Origin of the sequence: Emticicia sp. C21 (assembly GCF_003418935.1) — a bacterium.
Lineage (GTDB): Bacteria > Bacteroidota > Bacteroidia > Cytophagales > Spirosomataceae > Emticicia.
Genome location: NZ_QVMT01000007.1, coordinates 113,595 through 134,697, shown reverse-complemented (window position 1 = coordinate 134,697; position 21,103 = coordinate 113,595). Strand labels below are relative to the sequence as shown.

18 protein-coding genes are annotated in these 21,103 nt (G+C 38.7%); 14 read left to right on the top strand and 4 right to left on the bottom strand.

What is annotated here, in order from left to right:
- Positions 1-43 precede the first annotated feature (43 nt).
- Together D0T08_RS17150 and D0T08_RS17145 are read left to right on the top strand one after the other, a co-directional pair.
- Positions 44-1,327, top strand: coding sequence for a Gfo/Idh/MocA family protein (locus tag D0T08_RS17150; RefSeq protein WP_116983901.1), 1,284 nt, complete (start codon positions 44-46; stop codon positions 1,325-1,327).
- Positions 1,328-1,679: 352 nt separating this feature from the next.
- Positions 1,680-2,930, top strand: coding sequence for an ectonucleotide pyrophosphatase/phosphodiesterase (locus D0T08_RS17145; RefSeq protein WP_116983900.1), 1,251 nt, complete (start codon positions 1,680-1,682; stop codon positions 2,928-2,930).
- An 89-nt stretch (positions 2,931-3,019) separates the two neighbouring features.
- Here D0T08_RS17145 and D0T08_RS17140 read toward each other — a convergent pair whose 3' ends face one another.
- The 4 genes from D0T08_RS17140 to D0T08_RS17125 all read right to left on the bottom strand — a co-directional run bounded on the left by D0T08_RS17140 (position 3,020) and on the right by D0T08_RS17125 (position 10,247).
- Positions 3,020-4,528: a malate:quinone oxidoreductase gene (locus D0T08_RS17140; protein WP_116984022.1), complete on the bottom strand. Its 1,509-nt coding sequence runs from the start codon at positions 4,526-4,528 to the stop codon at positions 3,020-3,022.
- 46 nt (positions 4,529-4,574) lie between these two features.
- The gene (locus tag D0T08_RS17135; RefSeq protein WP_116983899.1) at positions 4,575-7,070 is read right to left on the bottom strand and encodes a DEAD/DEAH box helicase; all 2,496 of its coding nucleotides are present in this window, start codon (positions 7,068-7,070) and stop codon (positions 4,575-4,577) included.
- 110 nt (positions 7,071-7,180) lie between these two features.
- Positions 7,181-8,638, bottom strand: a complete 1,458-nt coding sequence (locus D0T08_RS17130; protein ID WP_116983898.1) for a S41 family peptidase — start codon at positions 8,636-8,638, stop codon at positions 7,181-7,183.
- A gap of 115 nt (positions 8,639-8,753) precedes the next feature.
- A complete protein-coding gene (locus tag D0T08_RS17125; RefSeq protein WP_116983897.1) occupies positions 8,754-10,247 on the bottom strand; it encodes a S41 family peptidase in 1,494 nt (497 codons plus the stop codon).
- A gap of 325 nt (positions 10,248-10,572) precedes the next feature.
- On the opposite strand from D0T08_RS17125, the gene nusB reads away from it, so the two are divergent.
- From nusB to recJ, 12 genes are all read left to right on the top strand, one after another.
- Positions 10,573-11,709: a transcription antitermination factor NusB gene (nusB, locus tag D0T08_RS17120; RefSeq protein ID WP_116983896.1), complete on the top strand. Its 1,137-nt coding sequence runs from the start codon at positions 10,573-10,575 to the stop codon at positions 11,707-11,709.
- A 94-nt stretch (positions 11,710-11,803) separates the two neighbouring features.
- On the top strand, positions 11,804-12,124 hold the full coding sequence (locus tag D0T08_RS17115; protein ID WP_116983895.1) for a YtxH domain-containing protein: 321 nt from the start codon (positions 11,804-11,806) through the stop codon (positions 12,122-12,124).
- Between the two features lie 28 nt (positions 12,125-12,152).
- Positions 12,153-12,647, top strand: a complete 495-nt coding sequence (locus tag D0T08_RS17110; RefSeq protein ID WP_116983894.1) for a DUF1573 domain-containing protein — start codon at positions 12,153-12,155, stop codon at positions 12,645-12,647.
- Positions 12,648-12,668: 21 nt separating this feature from the next.
- The gene (yajC, locus tag D0T08_RS17105; RefSeq protein WP_116983893.1) at positions 12,669-12,947 is read left to right on the top strand and encodes a preprotein translocase subunit YajC; all 279 of its coding nucleotides are present in this window, start codon (positions 12,669-12,671) and stop codon (positions 12,945-12,947) included.
- Between the two features lie 53 nt (positions 12,948-13,000).
- The gene (locus tag D0T08_RS17100) at positions 13,001-13,654 is read left to right on the top strand and encodes a hypothetical protein (RefSeq protein WP_147322789.1); all 654 of its coding nucleotides are present in this window, start codon (positions 13,001-13,003) and stop codon (positions 13,652-13,654) included.
- 114 nt (positions 13,655-13,768) lie between these two features.
- On the top strand, positions 13,769-14,074 hold the full coding sequence (locus tag D0T08_RS17095) for a DUF721 domain-containing protein (RefSeq protein WP_116983891.1): 306 nt from the start codon (positions 13,769-13,771) through the stop codon (positions 14,072-14,074).
- A gap of 83 nt (positions 14,075-14,157) precedes the next feature.
- Positions 14,158-15,117 carry an ion channel gene (locus tag D0T08_RS17090; RefSeq protein ID WP_116983890.1) on the top strand — a complete coding sequence of 320 codons (960 nt, stop codon included), beginning with the start codon at positions 14,158-14,160 and terminating at the stop codon, positions 15,115-15,117.
- 13 nt (positions 15,118-15,130) lie between these two features.
- Positions 15,131-16,036, top strand: a complete 906-nt coding sequence (locus D0T08_RS17085; protein ID WP_116983889.1) for an LD-carboxypeptidase — start codon at positions 15,131-15,133, stop codon at positions 16,034-16,036.
- Between the two features lie 52 nt (positions 16,037-16,088).
- Positions 16,089-16,451, top strand: a complete 363-nt coding sequence (locus tag D0T08_RS17080; RefSeq protein ID WP_116983888.1) for a DUF1304 domain-containing protein — start codon at positions 16,089-16,091, stop codon at positions 16,449-16,451.
- A 195-nt stretch (positions 16,452-16,646) separates the two neighbouring features.
- Positions 16,647-17,120, top strand: a complete 474-nt coding sequence (locus D0T08_RS17075; protein ID WP_116983887.1) for a hypothetical protein — start codon at positions 16,647-16,649, stop codon at positions 17,118-17,120.
- Positions 17,121-17,122: 2 nt separating this feature from the next.
- Entirely contained in the window at positions 17,123-19,267 is a 2,145-nt protein-coding gene (locus D0T08_RS17070; protein WP_116983886.1) for a 3-hydroxyacyl-CoA dehydrogenase NAD-binding domain-containing protein, read from the top strand.
- 36 nt (positions 19,268-19,303) lie between these two features.
- Positions 19,304-21,019: a single-stranded-DNA-specific exonuclease RecJ gene (gene recJ / locus D0T08_RS17065; protein WP_116983885.1), complete on the top strand. Its 1,716-nt coding sequence runs from the start codon at positions 19,304-19,306 to the stop codon at positions 21,017-21,019.
- Positions 21,020-21,103 lie beyond the last annotated feature (84 nt).

The window sequence follows — 21,103 nt, the reverse complement described above, 5'->3', positions numbered from 1 at the left end:
TCTTTTATTCAAATATTCATCCCTATACTGTTAATCGTTAAACATGAAAAGCACACTCAATCGTCGTGATTTTATCCGACAAAGTAGTTTTGCAGCTTTAGGTCTCACCTTGCTTCCGGGCATGGTGCGCAAAGTAGCCCCAAGCGACCGCCTACGGGTAGCACATATCGGTCTCGGTGGCATGGGCAACAACCATATGAACTGGTTTGCTAATTTACCCGAAGTAGAAATAGTAGCCCTGTGTGATTTAGATTCAGACCACCTGAATTCGTCGCTTAAAAACTTGCAAAAGAAGCATCCGGATACTAAAGCACAACTCTACTCAGATTTTCGCCATATCCTAGACCGTAAAGATGTTGATGCCATTACCTGCGCCACACCTGACCACTGGCATGCGCAGGTGGCTATTATGGCATTTCAGGCAGGAAAAGATGTCTATGGCGAAAAACCACTATCTTATAACGTAAGAGAAGGCCAACAGATGTTAAAGGCTATGAAGAAACATGACCGTATCTTCCAACTAGGTACGCAGATTCATGCCGGGGATAATTATCATAGGGTAGTTGAATTGATCAAAGGCGGTGCCATTGGTAAGGTACACACTGTAAGACTCTGGAAAACGGGATTCCCACCTGTATTAGGGCCAGCCAATTATCAGACCCCACCTGCTTCGCTTAACTGGGATATGTGGTTAGGGCCTGCGCCTTACTCAAAATATACGCCAGAACGTTGCCATTTTACCTATCGTTATTTCTTAGACTATTCTGGTGGAGTTTTTCAGGATTTCTGGAGCCATATTGCCGATGTAGTCTGGTGGGCTTTAGAACCTAAAAACCTGACTACTATTAAAGCCAAAGGCGAAGCTCCTGAAGGTATTGGCGATGCACCGAAATGGATTGATATTGATTACCAGTTTGATGATTTAAAAATCTACTGGACATCTACGCCACCAAATGTGCCGGGCGCAGAGAAAAAGGGTATTGGAGCCTATTTCGAGGGTGATAAAGGTACATTGCTTTGTGATTATGGTTCTTGTGAACTGAATATCAATGGCGTGGTTATGAAAGATATTCCTGAGATTCCTATTACGATTGCGCGTTCTCCGGGACATCAGCAAAACTTTGTTACGGCTGTAAAGAACCGTACGCAACCGGAATCGAATCTGGAATATGCCCGCATGATGACCATGCCGATGCACCTGGGCTTAATCTCTTATAGATTGGGAAGAGAGCTGCACTGGAATGCTAAAAAAGAGAAATTCAAACATGATAGAGAAGCAAATGCCTTGCTTTCAAGAGAATATCGCAAAGAGTGGGATTTAACCTGATGATAGTTCTTAACTTATTGAAAATGAGATGTTTGTAAGTGCAATATCAAATTGTTAAAAATTAAAAGAAGAATTTTTAACAATTTGATATTCGTAAAAGTTATAGAAATACATTAATTTAGTCTAGTATTACCAAACAATTAAACATATGGCAAAGGATAAGCCCGCAAAAGAAGCGAAAAAGGAAGCCGGCAAAACGTTGAAAGAAAAACGCGCCGCCAAGCAAGAAAAACGCGATAATAAGCGAGATTAATGTCAGAGTTTGTTTATAGTTTTTCCCTTTTATGCGTAAGAGCATCTTAAAATTTTAAGATGCTCTTAATTTTTTCGTTCATCAACAATAACATAGTATATGCTACGTCTATCAAAACAAACCGTTATTACTTTATTTTTCCTCGTTTTTAGTGTTTCAGCTTTCGGCCAGAATAAAGATGTACCATACGTAGTTATGGTCTCTTTTGATGGATTCCGACATGACTATGTTCAGAAATACAATCCAAAAAATATCAAGAAATTTATCAAAAAGGGAGCTGCTGCCACAAAAATGCTTCCTTCTTATCCAAGCAAAACTTTTCCCAATCACTATACCTTGGTAACGGGTTTATACCCTGCGCATCATGGTCTCGTAGATAATACTTTTTATGATGTTAATCGTGATACATTCTATTCAATCGGACAAAGAGAAAAAGTAGAAGATCCTTACTACTATGGTGGCTTGCCTATCTGGCAATTGGTTCAACAGAATGGCATGAAAGCAGCATCTTATTTCTGGGTAGGGTCTGAGGCCCCGATTGGCGGTTCATACCCAACCTATTATCATCGTTACGATGCCAAAGTACCTAATAAACAAAGAGTGCAAGGCGTATTCGACTGGTTGAACCTACCGGAAGCAGAGCGCCCACACCTAATGACTATCTATTTTTCGATGGTTGATACACAAGGCCATGAATATGGACCAAACGTTCCTCAAACCATAGCAGCGGTAATGGAAGCAGATAGTCTGGTAGGTATGTTAATGGCGGGTTTGAAGAAAATAAACTTGCCTGTGAATGTAATTTTGACAGCAGACCATGGCATGTATGAAATGAAAAACGAAGCTGACAAATTTCTTTATACAGAAGATGTATTACAAGGCTTAGATAAAAACGACTTTGTTTTTGTAAACAGTGGAACGCACGCCAACGTTTTTCTGAAAGATAACGCCAAAGAAGAAAGCATCCTGCAAAGCATAGCTGCTAAGCAAAATCATTTCAAAGTATATAAAAAGGCTGATTTACCACAGAATCTGCATTATAATAACCACCCACGCATTGGTGATTTAACACTGATGGCAGAGGCAGGTTATAGCTTTTATTCGAGGGAGAGTCTGGCTAAACGACCTATTACTAAGCAGGTATGGGGTGTACACGGTTTCGACCCTTATGTCACGCCTGAGATGGGAACGATTTTTTATGCCAAAGGCCCGAATATCAAAAAAGGTAAAAAGATTCCGGAGTTTCAGAATATCCATGTATATCCTTTTGTCGCTACACTTTTAGGTATTCCTGTACCTGCCAATATTGATGGCGATGCGAAGGTGTTGGAGGGGATAATCAGGAAATGAGTGATTGAGCGTTGAGTGATTTATTTAAAAATACTTTTTACTTATTAAAATAATCACTCATTCACTAAATCGCTCAATCACTAAATAATTTAAGAAAACGCTACCTCTCTCAAATGCAATAATTCCGTCGTCCTTTCACGAGTGGCTTTCGCTAATGCTGCATCTTTGGCTAATGATTGGCCGTATGAGGGAATAAGTCTTTTAAGTTCTTTTTGCCATTTTTCTGTGGCTTCCAGGCCCGGAAAACATTTTTTCATTAAATCAAGCATAATAGAAACAGAAGTTGATGCCCCTGGAGATGCTCCTAACAAAGTAGCCAACGAGCCATCTTTTGCATAGACTACCTCTGTACCAAATTCTAAAATGCCTCCTTCTTTTTCATCTTTTTTAATTACCTGTACCCGTTGTCCTGCATCCATTAATTCCCAGTCTTCCATTTTTGCTGTGGGCATATATTCAGATAAGGCTTCTAATCGATCTTCCGGAGATTGCGTTACCTGCTCAATCAGATATTTGGTTAAAGGAATATTATGTACTCCTGCTGAAATCAAAGGCCATATATTATTCCATTTGATAGATTGTGGTAAGTCCATATAAGAACCATGTTTCAGAAATTTGGTAGAGAATCCGGCATAAGGCCCAAAGAGTAAGGCTTTTTTACCATCAATTACACGGGTATCCAAGTGAGGAACCGACATAGGAGGGGAGCCAACACTGGCTTTACCATATACTTTAGCACAATGTTGTTCTATCAAATCAGGCTTATTACAAACCAGCCATTTACCACTAATAGGAAATCCGCCATATCCTCTACCTTCGGGAATATCCGATTTTTCAAGCAGTGGCAGAGAACCTCCACCAGCCCCGATAAAGACAAATTTGGTAGTATAAGTATCTGTTTTTCCGGTATCCAGATTTTTAATTTCCAGTTGCCAGTCGCCATTATCCAAACGTTTAATATCTTCTACCTCATGATGAAGTTTCAACTCAACGCCATCAGCATTTTCTAAATAAGAAAACATTGAACGGGATAACGCCCCAAAATTAACATCTGTACCAATGTCCATGCAGGTAGCTGCCAGTTTCTCGTTTCTATCGCGTCCCTCCATAATTAAAGGCATCCATTGCGCTATTTCATCATAATTGTTGGAGAATTCCATATCACTGAACAAATGATGCTTTTTTAAAGCCTCATAGCGTTTGCGCAGATATTCCGTATTTTCATCACCCCATACAAAACTCATATGTGGAATCCGGCGTAGGGTGTTCGTCGGGTCTTCAATAATACCCTCCTGTACTAGAGTTGACCAGAATTCTTTAGATACTTCAAATGAGGCAGCAATTTTAACTGCTTTATCAATATTAATACTACCATCTTCCATTTCGGGGGTATAGTTCAGCTCACAAAAAGCCGAATGGCCTGTTCCGGCATTATTCCAAGCCTCTGACGATTCTGCCGTTACTCTATCCATCCGCTCGAAGATTTTTATTTGCCAGCTGGGTTCGAGTTTTTTCAAGAAAGTGCCTAAGGTAGCACTCATGATACCTGCACCTATCAGTATAACATCATTGGTATTGTTACTCTCTTTCATATTCAATTCTTTTGTTGTATGAAATAAGATATATGGGAAAAATATACCTATTTTATTGTTTCGTAAATGCCCCAAATAAGGTACTTAATACTTGCACGGCATTGTTGATTACCTCTTCGTTTTCAACAGGAATCTTCAGATAAACTTTACCTGATTCATCTTTTTGCGTAATGCTGTCGATTAATTCTCTGGTTGCTTCAGGGCTTTTTAAAGTCTTACCTAATTGAGCAAAAAAATTAATGCCATTCTGTAGTAGTTCGTGTGAAGGAGCATGGGTACTAGCGCCATTTGTCGATGTCTGATGGGGTTCTTTTACATCATCATCACCCATAAAAGTGGTAGCACCCTCAGGGGTATCAACAAGAATTTCATCCGGTAATTCATATTTAATCGTTTCCTCTTCATTCTCTTGCGATTCAACTGTCTCAGTTGAAATCTCTTGATTCACAAGATTCTCGACCGAATCCATGAATTTCTTGAACTGATCTTCACCAATGAAGATAGTGTCTTCTCCTCTATCTAATACACCCTTAGCCATTGCGCCTTTAAACTCGAGTACATCAAGCATGCGTTGCTCAATAGTACTTGTAGAAATAAGATTGATGATAGAAACGTTTTTCTCTTGCCCTAATCTATAGATACGGGCAATACGTTGCTCTAAAACAGCCGGATTCCAGGGAATATCCAGATTTATCAGTAAAGAAGCATTCTGTAAATTCAAGCCAACCCCTCCTGCATCAGTTGAAAGAAACACCCGACTTTCAGGGTCATTCTGAAAGTTTTCTAATAAATCTTTCCTTTTGATGCTTTCTACACCACCATACAGATACTCAAATTTTATATTTCTTTGCTCTAACTCCTGTGCCACTAATCGGGTCATACGTTCCCATTGACTGAATATGACTACTTTCTCGTCTGATGTCTCAAAGACCTCATCCAGAATATTCATCACTTCATCAATCTTCGTATCATGTCTTGTTTTCTGGTCAAGAATATAAGTACTATCGCATACCATGCGCATCTGGCTTAGTGTCAGTACCAGACGTTTGCGATCGGTTTCATTAAGAAAGCTGGATCTTTTCCATTTGCTTACCAGTTTAGCTACATTATCACCTAGTTCATTATGAATTTTCGTCTGCTGTGGGGTCATCGGCACAAACAGATTTTTATCCATTCGCTTAGGCAATTCTGAAAGAACTTCCTTTTTCGTTCTTCGAATCAGTATATCACTTAGAGTCTCAGCGATTCTGTTCAGATTTTTGTAACCAATTATCTGCCCCGACTCATCAGTTATCTGGTGTTCACTCAGGAATCGGTACATCGGCCCTAATCGGTACACATCAATAAACTGCATGATAGAATAGAGTTCTTCGAGTTTATTTTCCAGTGGAGTACCTGTCAATACGATAGAATAGGGCGTTACAATCCGTTTGATTTGCTGAGAAACCTTCGTCTTCCAGTTTTTAATGCGCTGAGCTTCATCAAGAATAACCAAATCAGGCTCCATCCGGTTGAGCCAATCCAGGTCGTAAGTCATGGTATGATAACTCACTATCACATAAAAGGCATCGCTGCGCCAATATCGGTCTTTGCGTTTTTGCAGACTTCCCTCAACTACATAGACACTGCTATCGGTAAATTTTTCAATCTCGGCTTTCCACTGATATTTAAGGGAGGTTGGGCATACAATTAATACCCGATGGATACCCAATTCCTTTTTATAGAGTTCGGCTGTGGCAATGGCTTGCAAAGTCTTGCCAAGCCCCATTTCATCAGCAATCAGGCTTTTGCCGGCTATGGCCGCAAAAAATACACCTTTACGCTGATAGGGGAAGAGAGAAGCTTTGATTAAATCATCAAAATATTTGTCGTTTTCACCATCAGGCATGATACGCCATAGGTAATCTCTCCGACGAATTTTTTCACGCTCGGCTATTACCAAATCAAGTGCATCAGGATAACATCTGAAGGAATTACTCAAGGCAGCTGCTTTTTCGAGGAATAATTCAAAAACAGCAAAGGATGCTTCTTTCAGTTTATTATTTGAGTCGAAATACGTTTGAGCTAATTCTTCAAACTCTTCTTTTTTATTGGAGCCGATCCGGATTTTTATTTCTCGGCCCTGTCTGTAGTCGACATATACAGAGGTATAATGCGGATGAAAGCCCTCTTTCATGGACGTTTTAAAACCTTTTCTTTGGCTTAAATGGTGCATTACGGCACTGATATGCTTGCACACGCCCAAGCGGTTGGTTTTAAAATCGAAACATTCGCAGAAATTCTGGCTATCATCAGCACTTCTGATAGCTACCTTGTATGTATTGTTGGTCTGTGTATTTGTTACCTGAAAATCAGAGAAAAATTCTTGCCTGCCAAGATTATTAATTCTGAACTCATGCTCATTGTCTTCGCCAAATTGCTTCCTCAGAGCCACCTGCCATTGGTCGAGGCTAAGGTTTTCAGGCTTGCGGTAATAAGATATTTTCTTAGGACTTTCTACCTTAGTTTTCTTTGTAGCTTTGCTTTTGGACGGTTTTTTAATTGCCATTTCGAATGTGGAGAAAATATCTAAAAAGTCCCCGAAGTTACAATTTTTTCATGATTCGAAAATTTGTAAGCAGATTATAATCAAATTAGTTTTAGCAGATTTCAAACTATTTACCGTAAACTGGCTGCTTTGCTTGCCAGAATCATATCAACTGTAAAATCTATTACGTTCGTATTGTTTTTGAGCAGTTCTTCATAATTGCGGTTTACCTCATAATCTATGTCGAGGAAAAAACCTTTATTGGCTTGATTAGGCATACGGTGAGTGATTTTATACAAGGGTGTATGTACAACAAATCTGGTATTAGGCAATTTAAAATCTTCCCACGTTCCGGCAAAGCTACCCCAACTGGCACCACCTACGGGCTGTCCTACAAATGCCTGTCCTAGTCCTAAATCTTTGGCTATATTTAGCGTAAAAGTAGTGGCTGAATAGCAACCCGGGTCTGTCAGGAAATAGGTTTTGCCGGTATATGCAAATTCTTTGGCAGGTTTCTGATTATTACTTTTCCGATTTACCCGATACATCAAATCACCTTTTCGTTTCGGGAAACCCATCCAGAAGAAAAGCGGTGGCGTAATATAGTAGGGTTTCACAATAGTAAAATACGCACTCTTTTTAAAACCAATGGTATCAATAATAGTAAAAGGATGAGGAGATAGGTATCTGAGTACACGTGAGATATTAGGTATATATCCCCCGCCATTCCCTCTGAAATCAATAAGTAAATGTTCAATGCCTTTATTTTTGACGGTTTTAAAACTATTCTTTAACCCTCTTTTGAATTTATTTTGACTAAAATCGAGAAACTTACCCGTCATGCTAAAAGTAGTAATGTCCAACACTGCTATGTGATTGAGACTATCGACGACTTTTATAGAGAGGTTCGGTCTTTTGAAAGCCTTGTAGCGTTTTTCAGAAATCTTATTGATTTCTCCGGTAATCAGACAAGCCAATTTTTTTCTGAGAACGACGTTAGTCTGAGGTAGACGATAAGTAATAGTTACCGAATCAATTGGGCCATATTCTCTAATATAATAATTCGGGAATAAACCTGTCGTATAATAGTCTTTGACCTCTTCATTATCACTATCGCTTGATACAAAGACTTTCAATTTTTTCATTAGAATATCAATGCGCTCTTCATTGATTCTGAGTACTTCTGAACCTCTCACAATGGTTGAATCCCGTGAGGTATTTAGACTAATAAAATATTTGCCGCCCAGTTTTCGGAGATAAAAAGGTACATATTTAACTTTCTTGCGGTTGAAACGTTTAGCATCAAATCGCATACCTGTGTGCCCATCTTCTACTGCTGTTACTAACTGGGTTAATAATTTGTAGGCTTCAAGATAGGTAAGGGGTTGGGTCAGATTATTGTACAATGAATCATAGAGTCGTTCATAATCTTTTTTACTCTTATAATAGTACATACCCGGATGCAGTTTCTCAAACTTCCGTTTTAATACTGCCATATCTTTCCTGACTTCTTCTACCGAAAATGTCTGTTTCTGAGCTTGGCTAAATAAGCTGATAAAAAAGAAGAATACTATTAGCAGTTTTTTCATTAAGCACTTAGGAATTTTGTTAAAATCAGGAGATTTTTATCTCATGTATACACATAGTAAATTAAGCAGACAGATAGGTTAATCTGCAAGTATTGATCTAACGAAAAAAAGTAGATTATCTGATTTTGACGTTGTTTTTAATCAGATTTAAAGTGAACTTCAGTACGGTATCTTCGTTTTTCAGGAAATCATCCAGATTGGCGCTTACCTCAAAGTCAGGTTGTAGAATAGGCTTATCATATTTCTTAGCGTCCACATTATAGAGGATTCTTCCTAAAGGTAGCGATATTTCTAAAGATGTATTAGGCAATTGAATCGTTGAAAACTGAGCTGCCGAGCAACCATCGTAGGCACCACCACAACTCATGCCCACATAAGTACCTACGCCCATATTATGTAGTTTAGATACCAGCAATGCTGCGGCAGAGAAAGTACCTCCGTTCATTAAGACATATACATTTTTATTAAATCTGAATTCATCGTGCGGACGTTGTTTCTGCACATATTTACTTTCTAAGAAACCATCCTGATTTCTGACCGAAAACTCTGTATTTAATCTGGTAGCCGCTTCTTTGGCATAGCCGCCATCAAACTTCTTATAATCCTGTTTGAGTTTTTTCAAACTTTCATCCCGGAAACCCAAGCGATAAGCATCAAAAGGTTGATTGGTAAAGTAGCGGAGCAAGAAAATAGAATATTCCAGCAATCCACCCGAATTGCCCCTCAAATCAAGAATCAGATTTTCGATTTTGTTCTCATGCAATTTCCTGAAAATCTTCTTGGTTTCACCCTCAAAATTCCCTCTGCTCATACTATTAAAATCATACATGAACGAGCGCACATCAACCATTGCTACTTTTTTTGTAGAATCAATAACCCGATAAGATACCATACCCGTAGTATCTTCGTCAACATCGGGATAGCGCGTTTCCATCATTTTTTCCATAAAATAGGTATCTTTGGCATCTATTTTAGTAGTTTTTGGTTTTTCCTGGCCTTGTTTACGGTAGCTAATAGAAAAAGTCTCCTGCTCACCTTTCCATAAATAGTACAATTTCCTGAATTCACGGATGGCATAGTATTTTCGGGCATTCGGATTAATGCCATCGCCGTTATAATAGGATTTTTTCTCTAAACTTTCTATAATCTTCTTAACAGGCTGCCCATCAATTTCTAAGATTTCTGCACCACGGGTTATCTTTTTATCGGCCGAGTAATTTCTTGATACTAATAACTGGTCATTAATGAAGCGAACACTGAATGGGAAGTACTTGGGCCTTTCTGAAGAGGAGGCACTTTTAGCCAGCAGACGCCGGTCAAGCATCATATGGGTGTGCCCGCAACCAATGGCTTGTACCATAGGTAAAAGAGCAAAATAGGCCTCGCGTAAAGACATTCGGCCTTTGATGGTTCCGGCAATAGAATCGTGTAGAGACTGATATTTTTCTTTGGAAATATATTTGTAAGGGTCGGGATGATACTTCTCAATTTCATTTTTCAATGAAGACAGATCTTCTTTAATCTGCTCGCCTGAGTACGTTTGGGCAAAAGCAAATAAACTACTGAAAAGGAGTAAATGTGTCAGGATATAAGTAAAAATTCTTTTCATCGCAGGCTAAGATTCTTCCTCAAATCTAATAAAAAATCTGATTATTTCAAGCATTTGCCCGGTAAGGATACATTCAGAGAGGTGTCAATTTTACTACATCGGGCAGATGTTTTATTATAATGAAATTTAAGACGAAATATTATATAATAATTCCAATATTTCTTCGATAGAAAAGTCTAACAAAATTCATGCTGAAACTGAAGTGAAAATAGTACTTTGTTTATAGGTACAAGATGGTGAAATAACAAATTCCAACACATGGCTTTAGGCAATCTCCTGAATTTTTATTAATTTTGCGGCTTATTAAATCGTTCTTTGAACACCCATGCTTAACAGACGCCTCATACGGATTCGTGCGATGCAAGCCTTATATGCTTATAAACAAGCTGAGGGTGCGAATTTCCAGTTATCATTAGACCTCATTGCAGATGATTTCGCGCCGGACTTGAATTCAATGGAATTTCAGGACCGCGAGAAACTAGAGGGATACAAAAAATTAGGACAACAATTGCTTCAGGAAGAGTTTTCCCGCCGTGAGGAAGATGATTTTACTGCTCCACAAGAAGTGAAAATGTCGGTAGAGAAAGCCAGAGATTTCTTTCTGCTTAAAAACAAAAAAGACATTGAACACTATGCCGGTAGAATGGTACTTGAGGCCGAAAAGGTCTACGAATTATATCTACAAATTTTATTGCTCTTCATCGAATTGGCCGATCGCGCCGAAGCAGATGACAGAAATGCTACCCAATCTAAATTATCAGACAATCAGATAATCAAAAAACTTCGTCAGGAAAGATTACTCGAAACACAAGCCATCCGTCGTAATGTCAATTGGAGTACCGAACAGGTATTGATTGCTAAATTGTATCGTGAGGTATTGCGCAACAATTCACATTATACAGAGTATTGTGCCAAGAAAAATCATACTTTAGAAGAAGACTTCTCGTTTTTAAAATACCTGTTGAAAAATGTGATTCTGAAAAATGAATTGACATCAGAGTATTTCGAGAAACAGGATTTGTATTGGATTGACGATATTGAAACACTTCGCTCGGCTATTACGCACACATTTCAGTCATTTGTAGAAGACGGCAAATTTAAAATTGCTCTTTTAGACGAAGAATGGAATGAAAGAAAAGATTTTTTACAAACTTTGTATCGCAAAAGTATTCTGGAAGAAAAAGACCTGGAAGAAATTCTGATTCCGAAGTTGAAAAACTGGGAAATAGAGCGTATTTCAGAAACTGACCAGATATTGTTGAAAATGGCTTTGGTTGAAATGTTGAATTATCCTAGCATTCCGGTCAAAGTAACTATCAACGAAATCATTGAAATAGCCAAAGATTATAGCACTCCGAAAAGTGGCCAGTTTGTAAATGGTATTCTGGATAGTCTTTCTAAAGAACTGAAAGAGTCTGGTAGAATTCGCAAAAGCGGAAGAGGAATGTTAGACAATAAATAAATTGAATATTCCGACACTAAGCATTTAATTTACTGTCGGAACAAGAATCAAATGATTATCCATTATTAAATATCCCATCAGGGACACGGGTATTATGAGCAATTCATCAAGAACATTTATTTCATTTTTAGTGGGTGTGGCAACAGGAGCCGCTTTGGGTGTTTTATATGCACCTGATAAAGGAGAAATTACACGTGATAAACTATCATACCGTTTGTCGAGATATCGTGAACAATTACAGAAATTTATCAATGACTTGGTTGAAAGAGGAGACGAAGTAGCGATGGAAGTAGTAGGCGGTGATAGTTCTGCCAAAGCAGAAGGACAAAAAGTAGTAAGTGAGGCTCGTCAGAAAGCCGAAAAACTATTGGAAGATGTTGAGTCTTTGATGAACCAGATAAAATCAAGAAACTAATCAGACCTTAAAGTTTAATTATAAAATAATGAAAAAAGTACTCCTAGCCTTGTTTACGGTGGTAATTTTGGGCGGTCTGAATTTCTCTTGTAACCTGGTTGATTCGAAAGGAGGTAGTATGAGCAGCGAAGACTCATTGGCTGCTTTGGCAAATGCTCCTAAGATTGAATTTGAGCAGGAAAGCTTCGATTTCGGTACCCTGAAAGAAGGAGATATAAAAGAGCATGAGTTTGTATTTAAAAATACAGGCAAGAGTCCGCTGCAAATTCTGAATGTACAGGTGCAATGTGGCTGCACAGTAGCTTCAAAACCTGATGCTCCGGTAGGAGTGGGGCAGAAAGACAAGATTGTTGTGCGTTTTAATAGCCTAGGTAAAGTAGGTGTCAACAAAAAATTTGTAACCGTTTTTTCTAATGCTGCGCCGCCTCAAACGGTGCTGTCGTTTACAGCCGAAGTATTGTCGAGTCAGAAATCTGACTCAGCGCAAGCGCTATTAGATAAAGTAAAAAAAGTATTGAAATAACCCCCACTAAAAGATAAACCAATGGTACTCTTACAAGCACAAGGCGGAAACGGAATGTTTTCGATAATAATGATGGTCGGCATGATTGCGGTATTCTATTTCTTTATGATACGTCCGCAACAGAAAAAATCACAAGACCAGAAGAAAATGGTAGAAGAATTGAAAGAAGGAGATGAAGTAGTAACGTTTGGCGGAATGCATGGTAAAATAGTATCGAAAGATGAAACTACCGTTACGATTTCGGCAGGTGGTGGTGCAAGATTGACTTTTGAAAAAACATCAATCGCAAGAAAAAAATAAGAGGCTCTTAATTTGCGAGTGAATAAATAGCCGTGCAAGCGCCTTAATATTGTATGAATTTCAAAACATTAGTCTTGTGTTTTTTTGTGGCTGCTATATTCTGGCTATTACATGCCCTGAATAAGTCAGGCTACACAACCAAGATCAATTATCCATTAGAGATAATATACGACGATTCACGCTATATTCCAACTACTCCATTGCCTAAAACTATCAGAGTAAGTTTGTCGAGTACAGGGTGGAATTTGTTAAAGGATAATCTTTCTCTCAATGATTCTCCTCTTTTATATGAGGTTGAACATCCCGAAAGCGAAAGACAACTAAACGCAACGGTTTTGTCAGAAAAACTTTCTGCAAAGCTGAAAGATTCAAAGATCAACTATATTGTTACGGATACCTTCGCTTTGAATTTCGAAAAGAAGTATATAAAGAAAGTGATGTTGAAAGTTGATAGTCTGGGTGTAGATTTAGAGAAAAACTTTGTAATATCTAGCCTGATTACTGTAGTACCTGCAGAGATTGTAGTAGAAGGACCTGCTTCAGCTTTAAAGGCATATCAGGATACTTTTTATCTGAAAATACCAGCTAAAAATCTGGCTATTAATTTCGATGATAAGATAAGCATTCCATTACCGAAAAACCCGTTGGTGAAAACCAGTGCCAATCAGGCTACAGTAAGTTTTGAGGTAGCAGAATTATTGAAGTAATCGATTTTCGGATATATCATTTGTATTATCCATAATTTTTTATCATATTAGCTATGAGATAGTTATATAGCCTGACTATCTCATAGCTAACCCCTTACACTAATTCATTGACCGATGCCATCAGAAACCGCCCGTCGTTCGCAGGCCACGCCTTTAAAAGATGCCATCGAAGCATTTCTGAGGACTTTTAATCTGAAGTCTAAGTTCAATGAAACTTATCTCCAGGCTTTCTGGGAGCGTATGATGGGTAAGGTTATCGCTTCCCGCACTAAAGAAATTTACGTAAAAAATCGGGTATTATATCTTCGCATTGATTCCTCTCCTTTACGTCAGGAGCTTTTTATGGCTAAAACCAAACTGATTGACCTGGTTAACAAAGACGTAGGTGAGTCAGTAGTTGACGATGTGATTTTTTTATAAAGTGTTTCTAAACCTTTTTCAGGTACTATTTTGTTAAATTGCTACAAACAATTAACAATTACCCTAAGAAACGTCTGAACACCATGAGTAAGAAAAATGTACTCGTCGAAAACGAACGTAACCGTCAGGATTTAGGCTTTGGCACCAAACTAACTGACCGACGGAAAAGACTCCTTAAACAAGACGGGCAATTCAATGTCAAACGGAAAGGCCAATCATTTGAAGCATGGTTGAATATTTACAACCGCTTTATTATGATGCCCTGGAAAGTTTTTTTCCTCATTGTATTGCTGGTTTATCTCCTGCTCAATTTTATTTTTGCCATAACCTATTATCTGATAGGCGTAGAACACCTGATTGGAGTAAATATGACAAGCACCCACTCACAATTTTGGGATGCTTTCTTTTTTAGTGCGCAGTCGCTCACTACCGTAGGCTATGGTCGCATTTCGCCTGATGGTTTTGCAGCCAGTTGGGTATCAAGCCTGGAATCCTTAATGGGTTTGATGATGTTTGCCATCGTTACGGGTCTGTTGTATGGGCGCTTTTCAAGACCTACGGCTCGTATTTTATTTAGCGGAAATGCTCTGATTGCCCCTTATCTGAATATCAATGCCTTGATGTTCAGAATGGTGAATGAAAGAAGTAATCAGTTGATTAATATGGAAGTGAGCATGGTTTTTTCGAAGATTGAGGTAAGAAATGGCGTACCTAACAGAAGATATTATGCCTTACCTTTAGAAAGGGCGAAGGTTAACTTTTTTCCTACAGACTGGACAATTGTTCATCCATTGACAGAGGATAGTCCTCTGTATAATGAAACACCGGAATCATTAACTACCAGCGATGCAGAATTTATGATTGCTATTCAAGGCATAGATGATACCTTTGCAGATGCTGTCTATGTGAGACACTCTTACAAGACAGAAGAACTTGTATGGGGTGCGAAATTTACGTCGATGGTTGAAGACGATGGTAACGAAGCTTATATATTAGATTTAAAGAAAGTAGGCAATTATAAACCTGCTGACTTGAATTATTAAAAATAAAACAGATTTGAAATCATTAATTGCCCCACCATTCTTACAAAAAGGTGATAAAGTAGCTATAGTAGCACTAGCCAGTAAACTGAATTCTGATGATATTCAGCCTGCTATTCAGTTGATGCAGGATAACTGGGGTTTAAAAGTTGTAGTTGGCGAGTCGGTCAGTGCCAGTTATTTTGGCTTTGCCGGAACAGATAAAGTACGTGCCAGAGATTTTCAGAAAATGCTGGACGATACGTCTATCAAGGTTATCTTTTCTGCGCGAGGGGGGTATGGCAGTTCACGTATTATAGATAGCGTAGATTTTACGATTTTTCAGCAAAGTCCTAAATGGGTTGTTGGTTTTTCGGATATTACGGCTGTTCATAGTCATATTCAGTCTTTGGGTTTTCAGAGTTTGCATGCACCTATGCCTAAGACCTTTTTGAAAGACGACTATTCATTGGAAACCCTACGGGCTTTTCTTTATGGTGAGAGTCAGAAGTATGAGATTGGTGGCAATGAATTGGATAGATTTGGCATGGGACAAGGGCAGATAATTGGCGGAAATCTTTGTTTATTGGCTCATCTCGTAGGTTCTCCGTCGGACATTAACTGGGATGGGAAAATCTTATTTATTGAGGATGTAAGTGAATATCTCTATAATATCGACCGAATGATGATTCAGTTGAAACGAGCGGGTAAACTTCGCAATTTGAAAGGGTTAATTGTTGGTTCATTTACTGATAGTAAAGAAAATGACGAACCTTTCGGAAAAACGGCCTACGAAATTATTGCCGAACACGTAGCAGAGTATAATTATCCAGTTTGTTATGGTTTCCCGACCGGGCATGATACCGCTAACTGGTCAATTCCTTGTGGTAGAGCGGCAACGCTAGCAGTAGACGAATCGAAAAGTGTTCTGACATTTAGATAAATGTCGCTTAAAATAATTACCTTGTAATCAATAACCTCTGAACACAAAACCTATGGAAATAGTCTCTAAAATTCTGATTGGCGTAGTAGCCCTTGAACATATCTATATTTTATACCTCGAAATGTTTGCCTGGACAACCAGAGGGCCTAAAGTATTTAAAAACTTTCCGAAAGAGTTGTTCCCGAAAACAGTCTCTTTAGCTGCCAATCAAGGCTTATATAATGGGTTCCTGTCAGCAGGTTTAATATGGTCTTTACTGATAAATGATGCCATTTGGAGTAAAAATGTAGCCTATTTCTTCCTAGGTTGTGTGATAGTGGCAGGCATCTATGGTGCTATTTCAGCAAGTAAAAGAATCTTTGTTGTACAAGCATTACCAGCTATTCTGGCTTTACTTGCAACATTATTTGCCTGATTGAGAATAGTGTGACATTGACTGGGCGTCCCCGTGTGTAAATTGTGTACATTGTGGCAAAAATATCAATTTATTGACTCACACAACAAAAATGTTCTTCGGCTAAAATTTATAATATTTGGCAAAATACCTTACGCATAATTTTCTATATTTGCATAACAGTATGCTTGCATACTTTATTGAAGTTATTCTCGTATGTTAGCAGAGAAAATAGAACAATTAATTACCTTTTTATCTGATGATTTGTTGAAACTACAAGACCCTTTCTATATCATTGGGAGTTCGGCTCTGGTTTTGGCAGGGATTCCTTTGGAAACAACAGATGATATTGATTTGTTGACTTCATCTCGTGATGCTGACTTTTTAAAAAAGCAATGGCAAGCCAATAAAGTAGGAGAGTATGCACCCAAAGATTCAGATAAGTTTCGTTCTAATTTCGGTCGGTTTCAATCGGATAAAGTTTTGGTAGAAGTGATGGGAGAGTTAGAGGTATTTCATGAAGAAAAATGGCAAAAAACACAAATAGAGGATTATTTTGAGTTAAGCATCAATCAATTATCTATCAGAATACCTACGCTCAAAGCACAAGAGCGGATATTCCGGCTTTTCGGTCGGGCAAAAGATTTAGCAAAAGCAGAAATCATTACAAAGCACATAATTCAACCCTAAAAATGGAAATTAATTATAAAATTGAAAACAATGTGGCGATTATCAGTTGGAACATGACCACCTCGCCCATGAACGTATTGAATGATATTTCTATTCCTGAATTTGAATCGCACCTGCAAAATGCTTATGCCGATCCGGAAGTGAAAGGTATTGTAATTACCTCTGAAAAAAACGAATTCATTGCAGGGGCTGATGTGAAAATGCTTTTGAAAAACAACGATAAAGACCCTTCTGAAACCTATAAATTCTCGCTTGATTTTAATAATATCTTTCGTAGACTGGAAACCTGTGGTAAACCTGTTGTAGCAGCCATGAATGGTACAGCTCTGGGAGGTGGATATGAAGTTTGCCTTTCTTGTCATTATCGCATTGCCTTAGATAATCCGAAAGCACAAATCGGCTTACCGGAAGTGCAATTAGGTTTATTGCCCGGTGGGGGCGGTACCCAACGCTTACCACGTATCATAGGCATGGAACAGGCTTTGATGTTGATGGTTGAGGGGAAACGAGTAAGCCCCAAAGAAGCGTTAGGCTATGGGATAGTAAACGATTTGGCTTCAACCAGAGAAGAATTGATGGAGAAAGCTATTAAATGGATATTGGCCAACCCGAATGCTATACAGCCTTGGGACGAAATTGATAAGAAAACGGGGGCAATTAAAGCCCGTGAAAACTATAAAGTACCAGGTGGCAATGTGCAATCGCCGACGGGTATGCGGACTTTTGCTGGTGGCACAGCCATGATTATGGATAAGACCAAAGGTAATTATCCTGCACCAATTGAGATCCTGTCTTGTGTATATGAGGGCTTGCAGGTAAATATGGATAGAGCCATTGCTGTAGAGGTAAGACATTTCGTAAAAGTAGCCACTTCAAAAGAAGCCAAAAACTTGATAGGAGTGATGTTTTTAGGGAAAAACGAAGCCGATAAAGGTGCAAGTCGCCCGAAAGATGTACCCAAAACTGAGGTAAAGAAACTGGGTATTTTAGGCGCAGGCTTTATGGGTTCTGGCATTGCTTATGTATCGGCTATGGCCGGTATTGAAGTGGTGCTGAAAGATGTGAGTGTAGAAGGGGCAGAAAAAGGCAAAGATTATTCAAGAACCTTGATACAAAAAGGTATTGAGAAAGGAAAAACAACGGCCGAGAAAGGTGAGCAATTATTAAGCCTGATAAAGACAACTGATAAGGCAGAAGATTTGAGAGGTTGTGATTTGATTATAGAAGCGGTCTTTGAAAACCGCGAATTGAAAGCTACGGTTACTAAAGAAGCAGAACCGATGTTGGCTGAGGGGGGTGTATTTGGTTCAAATACCTCAACACTTCCGATTTCAGGTCTGGCACAAGCATCGGCAAAGCCTGAGAATTTTATTGGGATTCATTTCTTTTCTCCGGTAGATAAAATGATGTTGGTAGAGTTGATACGAGGAAAAGAAACTTCTGATTATGCCGTGGCATTGGCGGTAGATTATGTGAAGAAAATCAGAAAGACACCTATTGTTGTTAATGATTCAAGAGGATTTTATACTTCCCGCTGTTTTGGTACTTATACTTCTGAGGGCATTGCTTTATTAAAAGATGGCGTCGACCCGATACTGATTGAAAATGCCGGAAAAAACGCTGGAATGCCCGTAGGGGCTTTAGCAGTTTCTGATGAAGTAGCATTGGATTTGGCCCTGAAAATCTCAAAACAAGCTATTAATGATGGCGCTTTAGGAGAAGATGATTCTACCTATCAGGTAACTAAACTGATGGTAGAAGATCTAGGCAGATTAGGGAAGAAGAATAAAAAAGGTTTCTATGAATATCCTGCTGACGGAAAGAAATATCTGTGGGAGGGGTTGACAGAATATTTCCCTGTTTCAGATAATCAACCAGATATTGAGGAAGTAAAAAAACGTTTGTTGTATCGCCAGTCTGTAGAATCTATTCGTTGTATAGATGAGGGCGTGTTGATTACTAAACTAGATGGGAATATAGGTTCTATTCTAGCCTGGGGATTCCCGGCTTATGCGGGTGGTACACTGAATTTTCCTGATTTTGTAGGAGTAGACACATTCCTGAAAGAATCTGATAGATTGGCTGATACCTATGGAGAGCGATTCAGACTGACAGCACGACAAAAAGAATTAGTAAAAAAATTATAATTACGCTAGCGTAATTGCACGAATAACGAGAGAGAAATGTCTGAAAAGAGGTGGTCATATAAACCTGTTCCTGACCGTGAGATAGTTAAATCATTAGCTAAAGAAATAAGTGTGGAAGAAACCCTTGCCAGTATGCTGGTACAAAGGGGAATTTATGATTTTGAGCAGGCAAAAAACTTCTTTCGCCCGCAATTACAACAATTGCACGACCCATTCCTGATGGCAGATATGGCCAATGCCGTTACACGTATAGAAGAAGCTATCAGCCAGCATCAGAAAATCATGATTTATGGTGATTATGATGTAGATGGTACTACGGCTGTAGCCCTGGTGTATGGCTTTTTATCAACTTTCTATGATAACCTAGAATATTATAATCCTGACCGCTACACAGAAGGATATGGCGTTTCTTTGCAGGGCATTGAATGGGCTTCCGAGCAAGGGGTTTCTTTGATTATCTGTTTAGACTGCGGTATCAAAGCACAGGACAAAGTACAAATAGCCAAAGAGAAATTTAATATTGATTTTATTGTCTGCGACCACCATGAGCCCGACGACCATTTGCCAGAGGCAGTGGCTGTACTTGACCCCAAACGCAAGGATTGTGCATATCCCTACAAAGAATTGACAGGTAATGGAGTAGGATTTAAACTATTGCAAGCGTATTGTTTAAAGAATAATATAGCTCTAGAAAAACTCTACGAGTTCATTGATTTATGCGTAGTAAGTATAGCCTCCGATATTGTACCCATTACAGGTGAAAACCGTATTTTGGCTTATTATGGTTTAAAAAAGCTGAATGAAAATCCAAGAACAGGCTTAAAGGCTTTGAAAGATGTGGCGGGTTTCACAAGCAATATGACCATTGAAAATGTGGTCTTTATCTTAGGGCCTCGTATCAATGCAGCAGGTCGTATCAAACACGCCAAAGCTTCTGTAAAGTTGTTATTATCGGATAATTTTGATGAAGCCTTAGAGTTTGCCCACGAAATACAAAAGCATAATGTAGAACGCCGTGGCCACGATACCCGTATGACCGATGAAGCACTGGCTATGATAGAAAAAGATGCCTGGTTATTGAATACTGCTAAAAGTACGGTGCTTTACAGAGAGGACTGGCATAAGGGGGTTATTGGCATTGTAGCTAGCCGATGTATTGAAAAATATTATCGCCCAACTATTATTTTTACTAAAACCAAAGAAACAATGGCCGCAGGCTCGGCCAGGTCAGTATCCGGGTTTGATTTGTATGCTGCTATTGAAGAATGTTCTCATTTATTAGAACAATTTGGTGGACATAAACATGCCGCAGGTATGATGCTACCTATCGGTAATATTCAACCCTTTCAGCAAGAGTTTGACAAAATTGTAGCGAAGTATATTACAGAAGAGCAACTGACACCAGTCATCAATATAGATTTAAAAATCAAATTGTCTGATATCTCCCCTAAATTTCACCGTATTACCAATCAGATGGCTCCTTTCGGGCCAGAAAATATGCAGCCTGTCTTTGTGACAGAGAACTTATCCCTGAAGTACGCACCAAGAGTTATGAAAGAAAGGCACTTAAAACTGGAACTTTTCGAAGAAGAAACCGGGGCAACATTTACCGCTGTTGGCTTCGGAATGGTAGAGGAGCATTATAAAAGATTAACCGAACAAAAATATTTCAGAATTGCCTATCAGATTGAAGAAAATACTTTTAACAATAAAACTACACTTCAATTGATGTTGAAAGATATTAAATATTAGCTGTGTGTATTATGCTCAAGCGGAATTAGTTACACTCGTCCGAAAAAGAACATAGAGCTCTCCATTGTTTAACCCAAATGAATA